Origin of the sequence: Streptomyces sp. GbtcB6, from assembly GCF_019091475.1 — a bacterium.
In the GTDB taxonomy this organism is placed as follows: domain Bacteria; phylum Actinomycetota; class Actinomycetes; order Streptomycetales; family Streptomycetaceae; genus Streptomyces; species Streptomyces hyaluromycini.
This window is the reverse complement of record NZ_JAGXJL010000023.1, coordinates 129,744-145,526: the sequence shown is the minus strand read 5'-3', so window position 1 is coordinate 145,526 and position 15,783 is coordinate 129,744. Positions and strand designations below refer to the sequence as shown.

The following is a 15,783-nucleotide window of genomic DNA, read 5'->3' as shown; positions in this document are numbered from 1 at the left end:
TAACCCAGGCGCTCCATCAACCCTCTCGGCAGGCACCACGACATCCTCTCGTCAAACGTCTTCGCCCAGGCCCAGGCGCTCGGCTTCGGCAAGACCGAGGACGAGGTGCGCGCCGAGGGGACGGCTCAGGACGTGGCACCGCACCGGGTGATGGAGGGCATCTGGGGGATCGACTCCTTCGACCAGTGGGGCGTCGAGCTCGGCAAGGTGCTTGCTGTCGCGATCATCCCGGAGCTCGAGAGCGCGACCGCGCCTGAGCTCGGCCACGACTCGTCCACGAACGCGCTGATCCGGCACTACCGCACGCTCAAGGACTAGGAGGCACCACATGGCGACAGACAAGCCCATGCAGCTCGGGATGATCGGGCTCGGCCGGATGGGGGCGAACCTGGTGCGTCGGCTGATGCGAGACGGCCACCAATGCGTCGTGTCCGACGTCAACGCGGCCGCCGTCGCCGAACTGGCCGGCGAAGGCGCGACGGGCTCAGACTCACTCCGGGACTTCGTCGCGAAACTGGACAAGCCACGGGCCCTGTGGCTCATGCTTCCGGCTGCGATCGTCGACTCCATCCTCGACCAGCTCGAGCCGCTGCTGGAGCCCGGCGACATCCTCATCGACGGCGGCAATTCCTACTACCGCGACGACATCACACGCGCCAAGCGTCTTGCCGGCAAGTCGCTGCACTACGTCGACTGCGGGACCAGCGGTGGGGTCTGGGGGCTGGAGCGCGGCTACTGCCTGATGATCGGCGGCGAGGACGAGGTCGTGGCCCATCTCGACCCGATCTTCAAGACGATCGCTCCCGGCGAGGGCAGCGCCGAGCCGACCCCGAGCCGGACCCGGACCGACGGCACCGCCCCGCTCGGGTATCTGCACTGCGGTCCGAACGGCGCCGGGCACTTCGTGAAGATGGTCCACAACGGGGTCGAGTACGGGATGATGGCCGCGATCGCCGAGGGCCTCAGCATCATCAAGCGCGCGGACGCCGGCAAAGGCCGGCAAGAGGTCGACGCGGAGACGACGCCGCTGCGCGATCCCTGGGCCTACCAGTACGACATCGACGTCGGCGAGGTGGCCGAGGTCTGGCGGCGCGGCTCGGTCGTCGGCTCGTGGCTGGTCGACCTGATCGCCGACGCCTTCGCCGGCTCGCCCTCCCTCGACGGCTTCGCCGGGCGGGTCTCCGACTCCGGGGAAGGCCGTTGGACCGTCCTCGCCGCGGTGGACGAAGGCGTCCCGATACCGGTCATCACCACCTCGCTCTACGAGCGCTTCGAGTCCAGGCAGGCCGGGGAGTTCACCGACAAGATCCTCTCGGCGATGCGCTCGGAGTTCGGCGGGCACGCCGAAAAGAAGGGCTGAGGGCTGTGCATCACGAACTCCAAGTCGTCGCCGACCCCGACGCGGTCGCCGGCACCGCGGCGGCGTTCGTGGCGCGGCTGGCCCGGGCCTGCGTGCAAGCCCACGGCCGATTCACGTTCGCCGTCAGCGGGGGGCACACGCCCTGGGCGATGTTCGCGCGGCTCGCACATGAGCAGGTCCCCTGGGAGCAGGTGGCGGTGTTCCAGGTCGACGAGCGGGTCGCGCCCCACGGCGACCCGGACCGCAACCTCACCCACCTGCGGGAGAGCCTCGGTGCGGCCCCTGCCGAGGTCATCGCGATGCCCGTGAACGACGCCGACCTTGACGCGGCGGCCGCCGCCTACGGGCGGTCACTGCCCGAGCGTTTCGACCTCGTTCACCTGGGCCTCGGCCCGGACGGGCACACCGCCTCGCTGGTGCCACGGGACCCGGTGCTCGAAGTCTCGGACCGGCTGGTGGCCCTGACGGCGCCCTACATGGGCCACCAGCGCATGACACTCACCTATCCTGCGCTCGCCCGCGCCCAGCAGGTGCTCTGGCTCATCACCGGGTCGGACAAGCGCGAACCGCTCTCAAGGCTCGTTGCGGGAGACCGGTCGATTCCCGCCGGCCGGGTCGAGGCGGCAGCGTCGCTCGTCCTCGCGGACGCGGCGGCCGCCGACCAGGGCCCTCCGCGCGCCCGTGCCCAGTCGCCGGCATGACCTTGACGCCCGACCCTATCGCCGTGCCGGCCCCGTAAGGGGGATCAGATGGCTCTGAACTCGTCGAACGTTCCCGCAGACGTGCTGGTCATTTTCGGGATCACTGGCGACCTCGCGCGAAAGATGACGTTTCGCTCGCTCTACCGGCTTGAGCGGCGCAAGCTGCTGACCTGCCCGATCGTCGGAGTGGCGCGCGACGACTGGTCCGACGACGCGCTGCGTGACCACGCCCGCGTGGCGATCAAGGCAACGGGCGAGCCGCTCGACGACAGCGTCTTTGCCCGGTTCGCCGCCCGACTCAGCTATGTGCAGGGCGATTACGCCGACGAGGAGACGTTCCATCGCCTCGCCCGGGCGGTCAACGGCAGGCGGCGCCCCGTCTTCTACCTGGAGATCCCGCCGTCGCTGTTCGCCCGGGTGGTCGGGGGCCTGGCAGGCGCCGGGCTGACCAAGGGCGCCCGGGTTGTCGTGGAGAAACCGTTCGGGCATGACCTCGTGTCGGCGCGCGCCCTCAACGCCGAGCTGCGTCAGCTCCTCGACGAGGATCAGCTGCTGAGGATCGACCACTTCCTCGGCAAAGAGCCGGCGATGGACATCCTGTTCCTGCGGTTCGCCAACTCCGTGTTCGAGCCGGTGTGGAACCGCGACCACGTCTCCTGCGTGCAGATCACCATGGCCGAGGACTTCGGGGTCGAGGACCGTGGCCACTTCTACGACCCGGTCGGCGCGCTCCGCGACGTCGTGCAGAACCATCTGCTGCAGCTGCTCGCCCTGGTGGCGTCCGAGCCGCCATCAGCCGCCGATGCGGACGCGCTCCGAGACCGCCGGGTTGATGTGTTCCGGGCGATCCCCGACGCCGACCCGGCCCACTACGTCCGCGGGCAGTACGAGGGGTACCTGCAGGTCCCCGGCGTGCGGCCGCATTCGCGCACCGAGACCTTCGTCGGGTTGCGGCTGGAGGTCGAGAACTGGCGCTGGTCCGGGGTGCCGTTCTTCATCCGCGCCGGCAAGTCGCTCCCCGAGCGAGTGACCGAGATCCGGATCGTGTTCAAGCGCCCGCCGCGGCTTGCGTTCGCTGAGCGGTTCGCGCCCGAGCCCGACCAGTGGATCCTGCGGATCGATCCGAGCCCTGGCATGAACTTCCGCATCCAGGCCAAGCAGCCGGGCAAGCAGGACACGCAGCTGGTGGACCTCGACCTCCTCTTCGCGGCCGAGCTGGGTGAGGCACCCGAACCGTACGAGCGCCTGCTCAGTGATGCGATGCAAGGCAACGCGAGCCTGTTCACCCGGGAGGACTCGGTGGAGGAGACGTGGCGAATCGTCCAGCCACTGCTGGAGGCGCCCGGCGACCCCGAACACTACGGGCAGGGGACCTGGGGACCGGCGGGCGCGAGCAAGCTCGTCGCCGGATATTCGAGATGGCACGAACCATGGCTGCCGGCGAGATCTCCCGACTGACACAGCCATACCCCGGACCCGGTGAACCGCCGGTTGCGCCCCTGGAGATGGTGGGTCAACCACCGCCATCGCCCATCCTCGCCGCGCTGGAGCAACTGAGCTCCCAAGCTGCCGCCCGACCATCGAGCGCATCCACCTGATCACCAGCCAGAGCGCCTTCGATGCCACCTGCACCGAACTCGCCACCTGGATCAGAGGCCACCGGGGCATCGAGAACCTCCTGCACCACGTGCGGGACCGCACATTCCGTGAGGATGACTCCAAGGGACGCACCGGCACCCTGCCCCGCGCCCAGTGCATAACTGGTGCACATTTCTCAGTAGCAGTGCAGGTCAGACCCAGGATGCCACCGGAAGGAACGAACTGTCCTGCGGTTGTTGCTCGTTCGCGCGCACATCCGCTCCCTCGTCAGTCCACAGCACGCGACGTTCACGACGCGCCTGACAGATCTACGGGCCCGCTTCCTGGTACGCGGAGTCTCAATGAGGCACAGCAACGGGCAGCCAGGTCGTCGACGAGCACGGTGAGGGGACGAGTGTTCTTGTGGCTCCGGTACGGCGGACAACGGCAGCGTGGCACGGGCAGCCGTACGGGTGGGCGGGCGACGCGTCATCGGGTACCGATCCCGGTGCCGTGGGGACGACGAGCTGTCGTTCTTCCTGAACCGGCAGGTGAGTTGACGATCCGTCAGCGAAGACGTGGACGCGTGCCGACCGCCGGGCGTGGTCTCGGCTGTCCGGCGAGCCGGCAGAGGTCTCCGCCCGGGTCGTCCTCCGGGATCGCCGCCAACCGCCCGATGGGACTGTGCCGCTGTGCCCTTGGGACTGCCCCCAACCTCCTTCGCCGCACCGGCGGGCCGGGAGATTGTCGTCGTATTCCCTGACTCCGCGGTCGGACCGTGCGGTCGGGCGCGGTGGACCGGGACCGGGTTCCGCCCGCGAAGCGCAGTCGGATCTCGGAGGGCGTGCACCATGGGCGAACTGGTTGTGGCGGGAGCGGAACTGAAGTGCTCCTTGGGGCTGGGCGGGCCGTTTCCCCTGATCGTTCCCGCGGCCCCGGCCCTGGTGGGTCCTCTGCCGATCGCCACCGTCGCGGACTGCGCGCCCATGGCGAACATCCCGCCGCTCGGCATGTGCACGAGTACCGACAACCCGCTCGTCAAGCTGGCGAAGGTGCCCGTACCGTGCCTGCCCGCGGTACAACAGCCCTGGACGCCCGTATCGGCTACGGTGCTGATCGGTGGAAAGGCGGCGCTGACGAACTCCTCGAAGTGCAGGTGCCAGTGGAAGGGTGTGATCGAGATCGTCTCGCCCGGCCAGACCGGCACCGAGGTCGCGGGGTAGCCCGGCCGGTCAGTGTGACGTACTGGTGGGGGCGGGCGGTGTGACCGAGGTGCCGCTGACGACCAGCGACTCCGCGCACGCCGGAGCGGCCGAGGCGTCGGCCGGCGTACCCGGTTTGCGGCACGCCACGGACAGCACGATCTGGCTCTTCGGCGGTGCCTGGATGGGTGTCACCCACGGGCTGTCGTGGTCCCGGAAGTTCTCCAGCGCCAGCGAGAGGACCTGCTGGCCGTCGATGCTCACCGTGAGCGTTCCCTCGTCTCCCTGTGGTGCGTACGCGACGATGTCCGTGAGCAGCAGGAAGCGGTTGGACGGGACCGTGAAGGTGGCATCGCGCTGGTCTCCTTTGGTCACGCTGATGCTGAGCGTCTTGGAATACTGTCCGTTCGGGACCCCCACGGCGCCCGCCGAGCCGGTTGCGCCGGCGGAACCCCCGGCCGCGCCCGCCTTGGCCCCGGCCGTCCCTCCGCTCTGCGGGCCGGCCGACGGGCTGCTGCCACCGGCCGGCTGGGCCGACGCTCCGGCGGGCGCGGCCGTCGGGCTGACGGCCTGCTGCACGGCCTGCTTGACCGCGGCGGCGACCGACTGGCGTGCGGCGGAGGTGACAGCCGGCCTGACGGCCGCGAACCACAGTGCCGCCGCTGCCGCCGCTCCGGCGGCCAGTACGTATGCCCAGCCCGGGACGACGGGGAGCTGCTCGTACGTGCCGGCGAGCACCGTGGGACGGCCGTCCGGACCCTCGTCGGCGGTCAGCCGGACCTCGAACGGATGGGCTTTGACCTTTCCGCGCCACATACGCCGACGGGAGCGGACGGTCAGGGAGACATAGCGCAGCTCACCGGGCTCCAGGTCGACCGCGGCGGGCTTCAGGGCGATCCCCAGCCGCTCGGCGGGATCCTCGGCCGTGAGCCGGACCTTCGCCTGGCTGTTGCCCCGGTTCCGGATCTCGACCTGGGAGCGGGCCCGCAGCCGCCCGCTCACCGTTCTCGGCAGGAGTTGCGTCTCCAGCTCGTCGAACGTCAGGACGTCGATGGTTCCTTCGGGCACCACTGTGCCGTCCGCCCGCTCCGACGGCTGTACCCGCACGGCGTAGGGCAGCAGGCCCGCGTGGAGGTCGTGGGAACGCGGCGGACGGAGGGTGAGCCGTGCGGTACCGCTGTCGCCGGGGAGAAGTGAAAGGGCCTGTGGCTCGACCTCGGACCAGCCCGAGGCGTCGCCGACGACCTCCAGCCGGTAGGACTCGACGATGTCGCCCTCGTTGCGGATCCGTACGGTGACCTGCTGCTCGCCGCCCGGTGCTACGGAGACGGAGGGCGGGTCCAGGTGGGTAGTGACGGTCATGGGGGCCGAATGTAGGCAGGGCGTGCGCCGTGCACACGGGCGGAAGGGGAAGCCTCCGAGGCACTCTGGCCTGGTCGTTAGGTCCTTGTTAGGTGGATGGAAAGTCTCCTTCGGACAATGGGCGTCCCCCGGCTGCGGGCGGCCCGGTCCACGAACTGGCGTGCCCGGCACAGCCCTGCGCCGCAGCCGCCCATCGTTTGTGAGGAGCATCGTGGAACGTGTCGCCGTCCTCGTTCATGCCGAGGATCCGATCTCGCTGTCCGGTGTCGTCGGCCAGCTGCGGATGTGCCCTGAGCTCCGGGTGCTGGATACGGACCAGGAGTCGCAGGCGGCAGTCCACCTGGTGGTGGCCGAGAGCATGGATCCCGACACGGTGACAGGGCTGCGCGCCCTGCGCCGACGCAGGCCCTCGGCCGGGGTGGTCCTGGTGGTGTCGCGGATGGCGGATTCCGGCCTGGCGGCAGCCGTCGAGTGCGGCGTCGTAGGGCTGGTACGGCGGGGTGAGGCGACCGCGACCCGCCTCACCCAGGCGATCATCGCCGCCACGCGGGGCGAGGGTACGTTGCCCCCGGACCTGCTGGGGCGGCTGCTCAACCAGACGAGCCGTCTCCAGCGGCAGCTCGCCGACACACGCGGCGCGCCGTTCTCGGCTCTGGACGCCCGCGAGATCGAGATCCTCAGGCTGGTTGCGGAGGGGCGTGCCACGCACGAGATCGCCGCCCAGCTGTCGTACTCGGAGCGGACGGTCAAGAACGTGCTGTACAACATCACCAGCCGGTTGCAGTTGCGAAACCGCTCCCACGCGGTGGCGTACGCCCTGCGGGAGGGCTTGCTCTGACGCCCGCGGGCCGGGCTCGTCCCGCCGCGCCTGCCCGAAGGGGCCGAAGCGGGCTGCCTCCGGGTCGACCCGATCCGGCATGGGGGCGGCGCCGCCGATCGCTGACGATGCTCCGGGCGCCGACGGGCGGCGCCCGCCTCGCGTCCGGGTCGTGACGGGGGCGGCCCGCGACCGGGAGACAGCACTGGTGAGTCGTCTTTCTCGTCCTTTCCGTCATGGATCGATCGCCAGGCCGGCCGTCCTGCTGGTACTGGCCTTCCTGGTCGCGAGCCTGGCGGTGCTGAACAGGGGCGGCCCGGCGATTGCCAGCAGCCCGGCCGCCCAGGGCCGGATCGCGTACGGCGGCACGCAGATCCGCAGCATCGGCGTCATCGGCCCGGCCGACACCACGACCAGTACCCCGCTCTTCCCGGACGGGCCGCAGCACTACGACGACGAGCCGTCCGCGCGCGGTGACGCGGTGGTCTGGACGAGCCTCCGGGCCTCTGCGCAGCCGCAGGTGTTCATCAGACAGGGTGACGGTGCACCCGTGCAGATCACCAAGGGCCTCACCGGGGTGCAGTATCCGGTGCTGTCGCCCGACCGGCACCGGATCGCCTTCGCCGCTTCGACCGGCCGGACCGACGGCGGGCACGACCTGTGGGTGGTGAACGCCGACGGCACCGGCCTGCGCCGGGTGACCGACGGTACCGGGGACAACACCTGGCCCACCTGGGACCCGTCCGGGACCGTGATCGGCTTCAGCGCCACGCGGGCCGGGGACCTGTGCTCGGAGATCTACACCGTCGACGCCTCCGGTGGCACCATTCGGCAGCTCACCCACGAATCGTCGTTGCGCTGCGGCACCGCCCTGGGCGACTTCGAGCCCGACTGGGATCCGGTGGCCGCCCACCAGCGCCTGCTGTACACCTCGGTCAGCCCGCTCGACGGAGGGGACACCAGGCGGCAGATCATCGTGCTCCAGGTGCAGACGGGTGGTGAGCGACTGCTGTCGTCCATCGCGGAGTCCAAGGCCGGCAGCTGGTCCCCCGACGGGACCAGTGCGGCCTTCCTCAGCGACGCACCGCCCGACGGCCCTCCGACCAGGACGATGGACCGCGTCTACACCGTCCCGGTCCCGGTGGCCGGCGAGTCGCAGGACCCGCAGCTGCGTCTCTCCGAGGACCGCCAGGTCGGCCGGCCCACCTGGTTCCTGCCGGCACACGGTGCGCAGGAGCTGCTGGTCCCCCGGGACACCGCCGCCACGGCCGGCACGATGGACCTGTCCGACATGCGGCCGGACGGCTCCGACCCGCGGGACCTCCAACTGGCCCTGCGCGACGTGGGGCGGGACCGTTCGGCGGACTGCCAGGACGGCCAGCGCTACTCGCCCGACGGCCGCCGGATCGCCTTCACCAGGATGGACAGGGTGGAGGAAGGGGACGCCGAGGTGCTGAAGTGCCGGGTCTGGGTCGCCGAGGCGGACGGCACCGATCCGCGGCCACTGGTCGCCGCCGCCACGCCGGACGAGAACGACACCCTTCCCGCCTGGTCACCGGACGGCACCCGGATCGCACTGGCCCACCGCGCCCCGGACTCCGACCAACCCGGCAGTTCCGTCAACGTGGTGGACGCGACCGACGGCAGGACGCTCTACACCGTCCCCAGGCCGCTCCAGGCCCAGGACTCGGCACCGGTCTTCTCTCCCGACGGCCGCACCCTGGCCTTCGCCCGCACCGAACCCACCGCCGACGGCAACCGGACGCACATCTGGACGGTGCGCGCCGCCGACGGGACCGGTGCCCAGGACCTCAGCGCCGTGGAGGACCCCGGGCAGAACCGCGACGGCGACAACCTCCCCGCCTACTCACCCGACGGCCGCCGGCTGGTGTTCCGCAGCGGCGACGGCAGCCGCATCGGCCTGATGGACGCGGACGGGCACCATGTGCGCACCCCGACGTCCTGCCTGCCCGGGGCGGATACCCCCCTCTGCGGCGCCCCGTCCTGGTCCCCCGACGGCAGCAGGATCATCGTCAGCGCCGACGCCTCCCGCTTCGACACTCCGTCCCCACACCTGGTGATCGTGGACCCGGCCTCCGGGGCGGTCACGCCCGTCTCCGGCCCGTCGGTCCACACACTCGACGCCGGCTCCGGGCAGGAGGCGGAACCGACCTGGCAGCCGACCGCCGACCTGGCCACCTCGGCGCCGGCGCCCGCGCCCTCCGCCTCGCCGGGCCAGGCCGCCACCCTCGTCATCGCCGTGACCAACCAGGGGCCCGCCGTCGATTCCCGTGTCGAGCTGACCCTCGCCGTACCCGCCGGTCTGCGCCTCACCGCCCTCGACGCGCCGGGCGGAAGCTGCCGGGCGGCCGAATTCCGCTGCACTCTCGGTTCTCTGACGGTTGGTCGGACAGTCTTGGTGACAGCCCGGCTGACGGGCGACACCGCCGGGGTCCACGCGATCAGCTGGAGCACCGACGGCTGGGTCCTGGACCCGGACCTCAGCGACAATCACGCCGGAGCGAACGTGAGCGCGGGCGGGCACCCGGCCACCGCACCGGCCCTGCGGATCACCGCCGCACCCGCCCCGGCCTACGTCGGCGGTCCGGTCACCCTCACCTACACCGTGACCAACCCCGCGGCGCAGCCCGCGACCGGGGTCACGCTGCGGCCCGTGATCCCGAAGGGCCTCCAGGCCACGCACTGGCCCTTCGGCTGCGATCCGGCCGACGGCTGCAGTCTCGGAGATCTGTCCCCCGGCGCGTCCGTCGCCGTCCAGCTGATCGTCACACCGACGTCGGCCGGCACCTTCCACCTCGCCGGGTCCGTCACGGCCGCGGCCATGCCGGACCCCGCGCCCAAGAGCAGCCGCGCCCGGCAGACCCTGCGCGTGCTCCAGCCCGCCGTCATCGCCGCCCCGGCCGTCGGCCCTCCGGGCTTCGTGACGTCCGTGCGCGGCCGTGACTTCCCGCCGGGCGTGCCCGTCAAGCTGGTCTGGAAACCCGGGCTCACCGCCGCGAGCGCGCCCGTCGTCCCCGCCCGGAACGGCAGCTTCACCGCCCAGCTGCTGATCATGCCGGGTGACGAGACAGGGGCCCGCACGATCACCGCGAGCGGAACCGGCTACACCCCGGTCAGCACAGCCTTCCTGGTGAGCCAACCGGTCTGGGGCCCGCCGCTGTTCGGAGACGCTCCCTCGCGGAACGGGGCCGACCGGTGATCCACGAGGTCGACGAGGCCCTCCACGGGCTGCTCACCGCCGAAGTCCTCGGCCCGGCCGGCGTCGAGGTCGCCTTCGACGCACCCACCCGGGACTGGGCGGCCCGCCGCAACGCCCCCGCCGTCAACCTGTTCCTCTACGACCTCCGGGAGTCCCTGGCCCACCGTCAGCAAGGCCGACGGCCCGAACACTCGGCCGACGGCACCACGGTCGCCGTCCACGAACCGCCCCGCTGGTTCGAGCTGTCCTACCTCGTCACCGCCTGGACCACCCGCCCCCAGGACGAGCACCGGCTGCTCGCCACCCTGCTCGCCGGGCTGATGGCCCGCCCCTCACTGCCCGCCGAGCGCCTCACCGGCTCCCTGGCGGCCCTCGGGCTGACCGTCTCCTGCACCATCGCGCGGCCGCCCGGCGAGGGCAGAGCACTGGCCGACGTGTGGTCGGCCCTCGGTGGCGAACTCAAGCCCTCCCTGGACCTGGTGGTGACGGCGCCGCTGTCCGCCGCACCCCGGCCCGTCGGCCCGCCGGTCACCGACGGCCTGCTGGTCCGCACCTCCGACCGGACCGACGACCGGACCCGACCCGAGCTCCGCCGAGCACGCTATGAAGGGGACGCCCTGGAAACCACCGTCGGCGTGCGCCGGGTGCGTGGCACGGACAGCCGCCGTTCCCGGCCGGAGCAGGCACCGGGATGACGGTCACAGCCGACGGACCATCGCCCGTCACCGTGCCGGACGACGCCGGACAGCGCCATCTCACCGCACGGCTCCGGCTCGTCGAGCGCCGGATCCGGCACGCCGTCGAGCAGCGCCGCGGCGGCGACCCGGCCCCGGACGACCCCTTCCGAGGGTTGTACCTGTCGGAAACCGACCTGGACCGCATCCTCAGCGACGCGACCGGCGGTCCACCGGAGGCCGGGGACACCGCACTGCTGGAGGCGGAGGCCGAAGCGGACCGGGCCGAGGAGGCACGCGCCCGACTGCCCCTCAGGGACCTCGCCCGGAACTTCGCCCTCACCCCACTCGACGTCGAGCTCCTGCTGATCGCGGTCCTCCCGGAGACGGACCGCCGCTTCGAGCAGCTCTACGGCTACCTCAACGACGATGTCACCCGCCGCCGGGCCGGCATCGGACTCGCCCTGGAACTCACCGGGTCCGGCCCGCCGCACTCCGCCGCCCGGTCACGCCTCGCCCCCTGCTCCCCCCTGGTCACCGGCGGCCTGCTGCTCGTGGAGGACACCGACCGGCCCTTCCTCTCCCGCGCCCTGCGGGTGCCGGACCGCGTCGTCGCCCACCTCCTGGGCGACGACACCCCCGACCCCGCACTGGGCGGAGTGCTGCGCCCGCCGCCGGCCGTCCCAGCGGCCGGTTCCGCCGCTTCCGGCGCTCTCGGTCACGCGGTACGGGCCGGTGCGCGACTCGCCTACCTGCGCGAGGAACCGGGCGGCGGCGCCAGCACGCTGGCCGCCGCCGCCCTGGCCGCGGCCTCCCGCCCCGCCCTGCACCTCGACCTCGCCGTGCTCGCCGCCGAACCCGTGCCCGAGCCCTTGCTGACGGAGCTGGCCAGGGAGGCCCGGCTGCGCGGAGCCGCGGTCGTGGCGGGCCCGGTCGACGCACCGACCCCGGACCACGCGCGGCTGCTGCGCCGGCTGACGGCCCTGCCCGTCCCGGTGCTGCTGACCGGCCGTACCGGGTGGGACCCGAGGTGGGCCGAGGACAGCCCGCTGCTGGTGACAGCGGGCCCGCTCACCCCGGCGCAGCGGGAGTCGCTGTGGCGGCAGGCCCTCGACGGAGCCCGGCTCGACCATGGCGTCGACGTGGGGCGGTTGTGCGCTCCGCTGTCCCTGACCCCCCAGCAGATCGCCAGGGCCGGGGCAGCGGCGCGCCGGCAGTCGCTGCTCACGGACGGCCCGGTCACGGCCGCTCATCTGCGCGCGGGCGTCCGCGCCCAGAACGCCTCCGGTCTGGAACGGCTCGCCCGGCGCATCGAACCCGCGGTCGGCTGGGACGACCTCGTCCTGCCCGCGGCCACCGCCGCGAACCTCGGCGAGCTGGCCCTCCGCGCCCGGCACCGGGACCAGGTGCTGGGGGCGTGGCGGATGCGCCCCGGCGGCGGACGCGGCCGAGGGGTGCTGGCGCTGTTCGCGGGGGACTCCGGCACCGGCAAGACCATGGCCGCCGAGGTGATCGCCGCCGACCTCGGGCTCGACCTCTATGTGGTCGACCTGTCCACGGTCGTCGACAAGTACGTCGGCGAGACGGAGAAGAACCTGGAGCGGATCTTCACCGAGGCCGCCGAGGTCAACGGCATCCTCCTGTTCGACGAGGCCGACGCGGTGTTCGGCAAGCGCTCCGAGGTCAAGGACGCCCACGACCGCTACGCCAACCTGGAGAGCGCCTATCTCCTCCAGCGGCTGGAGTCCTTCGACGGCATCGCGGTCCTCACCACCAACCTGCGCGCCAACCTCGACGAGGCCTTCACGCGCCGGCTGGACGTCGTCATCGACTTCCCGCTGCCCGACGCAGCGCAACGCCGTGCCCTGTGGGACATCTGTCTGGGCCGCGAACTGCCCCGCGGCGACGACCTCGACCTCGACCGCTGTTCCCGCTTCGAACTGGCCGGCGGCTCGATCCGGGCCTGCGCGGTGACCGCCGCCTATCTGGCGGCCGAGGCCGGGCGGCCGCTGGCGATGGCCGACCTGGTCGCGGCCGTACAGAGCGAGTACCGCAAGCTCGGCCGCCTGCTCCTCCCCCACGAGTTCCCGCCGCACGAGTTCCCGCCGCACGGGTTCCAGCCGCACGAGCGGACACCGGCGAGCGGCACGAACGGCACAGGCCCGGCCGGTCCTCCGGGCGGGACCACACCCTTCCCGTGATCCTCAGGAGACACGTTGCACGCACGAGACGGTGAAGAGAATCTCCGCCCCGGCCGTCGCCCGGCATCCCCCACCGATTCCGGTACCGCGCCGCGGGCCGAGGCCCGGCTCAGCCCGATGACGGTGCTCGCGCTGCAGCGCGCCTACGGGAACGCCGCGGTCGTCCGTCTACTGCAACGTCAGGAAGACGATGCGGCCGCCGGACCGGACCCCTCGCAACGGTCGACGGTGCCCGACGTCCTCCGGTCTCCGGGACGGCCTCTGGCCGAGCCGCTGCGGGCCGACATGGAGGCTCGTTTCGGCGGCGCCGACTTCAGTGCCGTGCGGGTGCACGAGGGGCCGGCCGCCGCACGTTCCGCGGCAGAGGTCGGGGCTTTGGCCTTCACCTCGCGGAACCACATCGTGATCGGCGAGGGCGGGCAGGGCCTGCAGACTCTGGTCCACGAGCTGACCCACGTCCAGCAACAGGAAGAGGGCCCCGTCTCGGGCACCGACAACGGCGCGGGACTGCGGATATCCGACCCCGGGGACCGCTTCGAGCGTGCCGCCGAGGACAACGCCCGGCGGATCCTGGCCGGGCCGGCACCGGTACAGCGGGCCCACCCGCACGCGCGGCCCATGGGGCCGGCGGCCCAGGGGAGTCCGGAGGACCCCGCGATCCAGCGTCTCGCCGCCCAGATCATGGACATCACAGATGACGACAGGGTCGCCGAGATCGAGATCGGCGGCCGGCCCGACTCCCCCTTCTCCGGCACGATGGGCGACCACTCCACCGCTTTCACGGTTCAGAAGCACGCCGTCTGGCGTGCCGTGGTCGGACACACCCCGCAACAGGCGGCCACGAACATCTATCAGCTGTGCGCAGCCTGCCTGGGGCTTCCCGGCTACGCGATGGCCGCTCGGCTCCCGGACGAGCACCGGAACCGTCTGGTGGCCGCCCAGGTGGCCGTCAACCAGGCCGCGGCGGACATGGATGCCGCCCTGAACGAGGAGAATCCGGCCGTGGCCCGGGAGCTGCCGATCCTCCAGCAGTTGGTGACCGCGTTCCTGCAGTTCCGGGAACTGATCCCGCTGACGACCCTGAAGACCAACGAAGTGGCCCAGTCCGGCGCCGGTAAGGGGCACGGGGAGGCCAAGCACCATGCCACTCTTGTGCAGATCCTCTCGGACACGAGCGCCGAGACGTCCTCCGGGAAGGCTCAGGATGCAGTCCTGGGCCTGTTCGACGTTCAGGGCGCGGTGCTGGCCGCCGTGGAGACCAACCCTGCCGTATTGGAGGCCCTCGCGCCGGGTCTCGATCCGGGACTCACCCCGGACCAGCGAATTGCAGAGATCATTCGGCAGCACGTGTACTCCGTGGAGATGGCCTATCCAGGCGTGCTGGCCGTCGGGTGGCCGAGCGCCAGCCATCCGGACCAGGTGGCAGCCGGAATCCACAGCAGCGTCGGGTATCTCCTGAAGCAGCGTCAGCAGAAGGACATCGACGACTACCTGGCGAAGATAAGGAAGATCGACGACCAACTCGATGCCCTCAACAACAATCGCAAGGCGGACGGATCGCTCCGTTACTACGATGAGGCAAGCTGGCAGTCGGCGATCGCCACTCGTCTGACATACAAGGCGGTGGTCGAAGGCAACGGCGGGACCGTCCCGGCCGAGCCGACTCCCTCGACGAGGACGATGGACGTGGAGAGCGGCCGGCCGAAGCGCGAGCGCAAGCGGAGGGAAGGCTTCGTCGCCGGGGAGGACAACTCGACCGCCGCCGGCAAGCGCAGGCGGAAGGAGGACCTCACTGCCGCGGAGGACGACTCGACCGCCCCCAGCAGCAGTTCCTCAAGCAGCTCAAGCAGTTCCTCCAGCAGTTCGTCCAGCCACGTCTCGACCGGTTCCGCGAGTTCCTCCCTGACGACATCATCCGACGCCGAAGATGTCGGCACCCTCGTGGCGCAGCTGACCCTCGGGGCGGACGGGCGGATCACAGACCTGGTCACGGAAGGCAGGCCCAGGCCCGCGTACGGCACATCCATGGGGGCGCACACCACCGCGTGGGTCGTCCATGTCGATGCGATTCGCAACGCGGTGCGCAATGCCTTGCCTGCTCAGGCCCTGGAGCGCCTGGCGCAGGTCTTGGCGGAGACCGCCGGCACCGAGCCTCGGCTGCGCGCTGCGGGGTTCCCGTTCAGCGCGGAGCGTGAGGCTCGTCTGAGCGAGGCCAAGACGGCGCTGACGGCGGCGGGCGCCGCGGCCAACGAAGCCGACGAGGTCACCACGGTCCTCAGACTCCAGAGCCTCGTCACCGCCCTGCTCGTCTACATCGAGAGCCTGCCCGGTGCCACGCTTGAGTCGGCCAACACCAACGGGCACGCGGAAGGCACGGCGAGGGCCGCATTGGTCGCATTCGAGCAGAACGGCGACGGACTGACCGAGAAACAGATCCTTCAGCACTTCAAGACCTTGCTCGACACCCGGACCGTCCGGCACAGCGCGCGCAGGAAAGCCCTCGAGGAGAACCACGTCCGCGTGATCACCCGCGCCTACCCCAAGGCGGCCGCGGACGTGGGATGGACGTATCCGCGCTGATCGCTGGGCCACGGCACATGGCCTACCCCCTCCGGCGGCCGTGAGCTTCCCCATCGGGCAGCTCTTCGCTGCCCGGGGAAGGTGACGG

At 71.5% G+C, this 15,783-nt stretch carries 11 protein-coding genes; 10 read left to right on the top strand and 1 reads right to left on the bottom strand.

What is annotated here, in order from left to right:
- The first annotated feature begins 15 nt into the window (after nt 1–15).
- From KVT45_RS33065 to KVT45_RS33045, 5 genes are all read left to right on the top strand, one after another.
- The gene (locus tag KVT45_RS33065; RefSeq protein WP_217552864.1) at nt 16–318 is read left to right on the top strand and encodes a hypothetical protein; all 303 of its coding nucleotides are present in this window, start codon (nt 16–18) and stop codon (nt 316–318) included.
- 28 nt (nt 319–346) lie between these two features.
- Nucleotides 347–1,360, top strand: coding sequence for a phosphogluconate dehydrogenase (NAD(+)-dependent, decarboxylating) (gnd, locus tag KVT45_RS33060; RefSeq protein WP_217552863.1), 1,014 nt, complete (start codon nt 347–349; stop codon nt 1,358–1,360).
- Nucleotides 1,361–1,365: 5 nt separating this feature from the next.
- A complete protein-coding gene (pgl, locus tag KVT45_RS33055; RefSeq protein ID WP_217552823.1) occupies nt 1,366–2,061 on the top strand; it encodes a 6-phosphogluconolactonase in 696 nt (231 codons plus the stop codon).
- Between the two features lie 48 nt (nt 2,062–2,109).
- Complete coding sequence (gene zwf / locus KVT45_RS33050; protein WP_217552822.1) at nt 2,110–3,519, top strand: glucose-6-phosphate dehydrogenase; 1,410 nt, start codon at nt 2,110–2,112, stop codon at nt 3,517–3,519.
- Between the two features lie 971 nt (nt 3,520–4,490).
- Nucleotides 4,491–4,862 (top strand): DUF4280 domain-containing protein, encoded by a 372-nt coding sequence (locus tag KVT45_RS33045; protein ID WP_217552821.1) that lies wholly within the window; start codon nt 4,491–4,493, stop codon nt 4,860–4,862.
- A 9-nt stretch (nt 4,863–4,871) separates the two neighbouring features.
- Here KVT45_RS33045 and KVT45_RS33040 read toward each other — a convergent pair whose 3' ends face one another.
- A complete protein-coding gene (locus KVT45_RS33040) occupies nt 4,872–6,203 on the bottom strand; it encodes a hydrolytic protein (RefSeq protein ID WP_217552820.1) in 1,332 nt (443 codons plus the stop codon).
- Nucleotides 6,204–6,414: 211 nt separating this feature from the next.
- On the opposite strand from KVT45_RS33040, the gene KVT45_RS33035 reads away from it, so the two are divergent.
- From KVT45_RS33035 to KVT45_RS58160, 5 genes are all read left to right on the top strand, one after another.
- Nucleotides 6,415–7,041, top strand: coding sequence for a response regulator transcription factor (locus KVT45_RS33035; RefSeq protein ID WP_308310926.1), 627 nt, complete (start codon nt 6,415–6,417; stop codon nt 7,039–7,041).
- 187 nt (nt 7,042–7,228) lie between these two features.
- Entirely contained in the window at nt 7,229–10,240 is a 3,012-nt protein-coding gene (locus KVT45_RS58165) for a DUF11 domain-containing protein (protein WP_217552819.1), read from the top strand.
- Nucleotides 10,237–10,935: a DUF4255 domain-containing protein gene (locus tag KVT45_RS33025; RefSeq protein WP_217552818.1), complete on the top strand. Its 699-nt coding sequence runs from the start codon at nt 10,237–10,239 to the stop codon at nt 10,933–10,935. The genes KVT45_RS58165 and KVT45_RS33025 overlap by 4 nt, the downstream gene beginning before the upstream one ends.
- Complete coding sequence (locus KVT45_RS33020) at nt 10,932–13,115, top strand: ATP-binding protein (protein WP_217552817.1); 2,184 nt, start codon at nt 10,932–10,934, stop codon at nt 13,113–13,115. The genes KVT45_RS33025 and KVT45_RS33020 overlap by 4 nt, the downstream gene beginning before the upstream one ends.
- Before the next feature lie 117 nt (nt 13,116–13,232).
- A complete protein-coding gene (locus KVT45_RS58160; RefSeq protein ID WP_217552816.1) occupies nt 13,233–15,695 on the top strand; it encodes a DUF4157 domain-containing protein in 2,463 nt (820 codons plus the stop codon).
- Nucleotides 15,696–15,783: the final 88 nt, after the last annotated feature.

Excerpts from the sequence above, each read along its gene's own strand:
- KVT45_RS33045 (WP_217552821.1), top strand. The coding sequence starts at position 4,491 with ATGGGCGAACTGGTTGTGGCGGGAGCGGAACTGAAGTGCTCCTTGGGG.
- KVT45_RS58160 (WP_217552816.1), top strand. The coding sequence starts at position 13,233 with ATGACGGTGCTCGCGCTGCAGCGCGCCTACGGGAACGCCGCGGTCGTC.
- KVT45_RS33040 (WP_217552820.1), bottom strand. The coding sequence starts at position 6,203 with ATGACCGTCACTACCCACCTGGACCCGCCCTCCGTCTCCGTAGCACCG.
- KVT45_RS33020 (WP_217552817.1), top strand. The coding sequence starts at position 10,932 with ATGACGGTCACAGCCGACGGACCATCGCCCGTCACCGTGCCGGACGAC.
- zwf (WP_217552822.1), top strand. The coding sequence starts at position 2,110 with ATGGCTCTGAACTCGTCGAACGTTCCCGCAGACGTGCTGGTCATTTTC.
- gnd (WP_217552863.1), top strand. The coding sequence starts at position 347 with ATGCAGCTCGGGATGATCGGGCTCGGCCGGATGGGGGCGAACCTGGTG.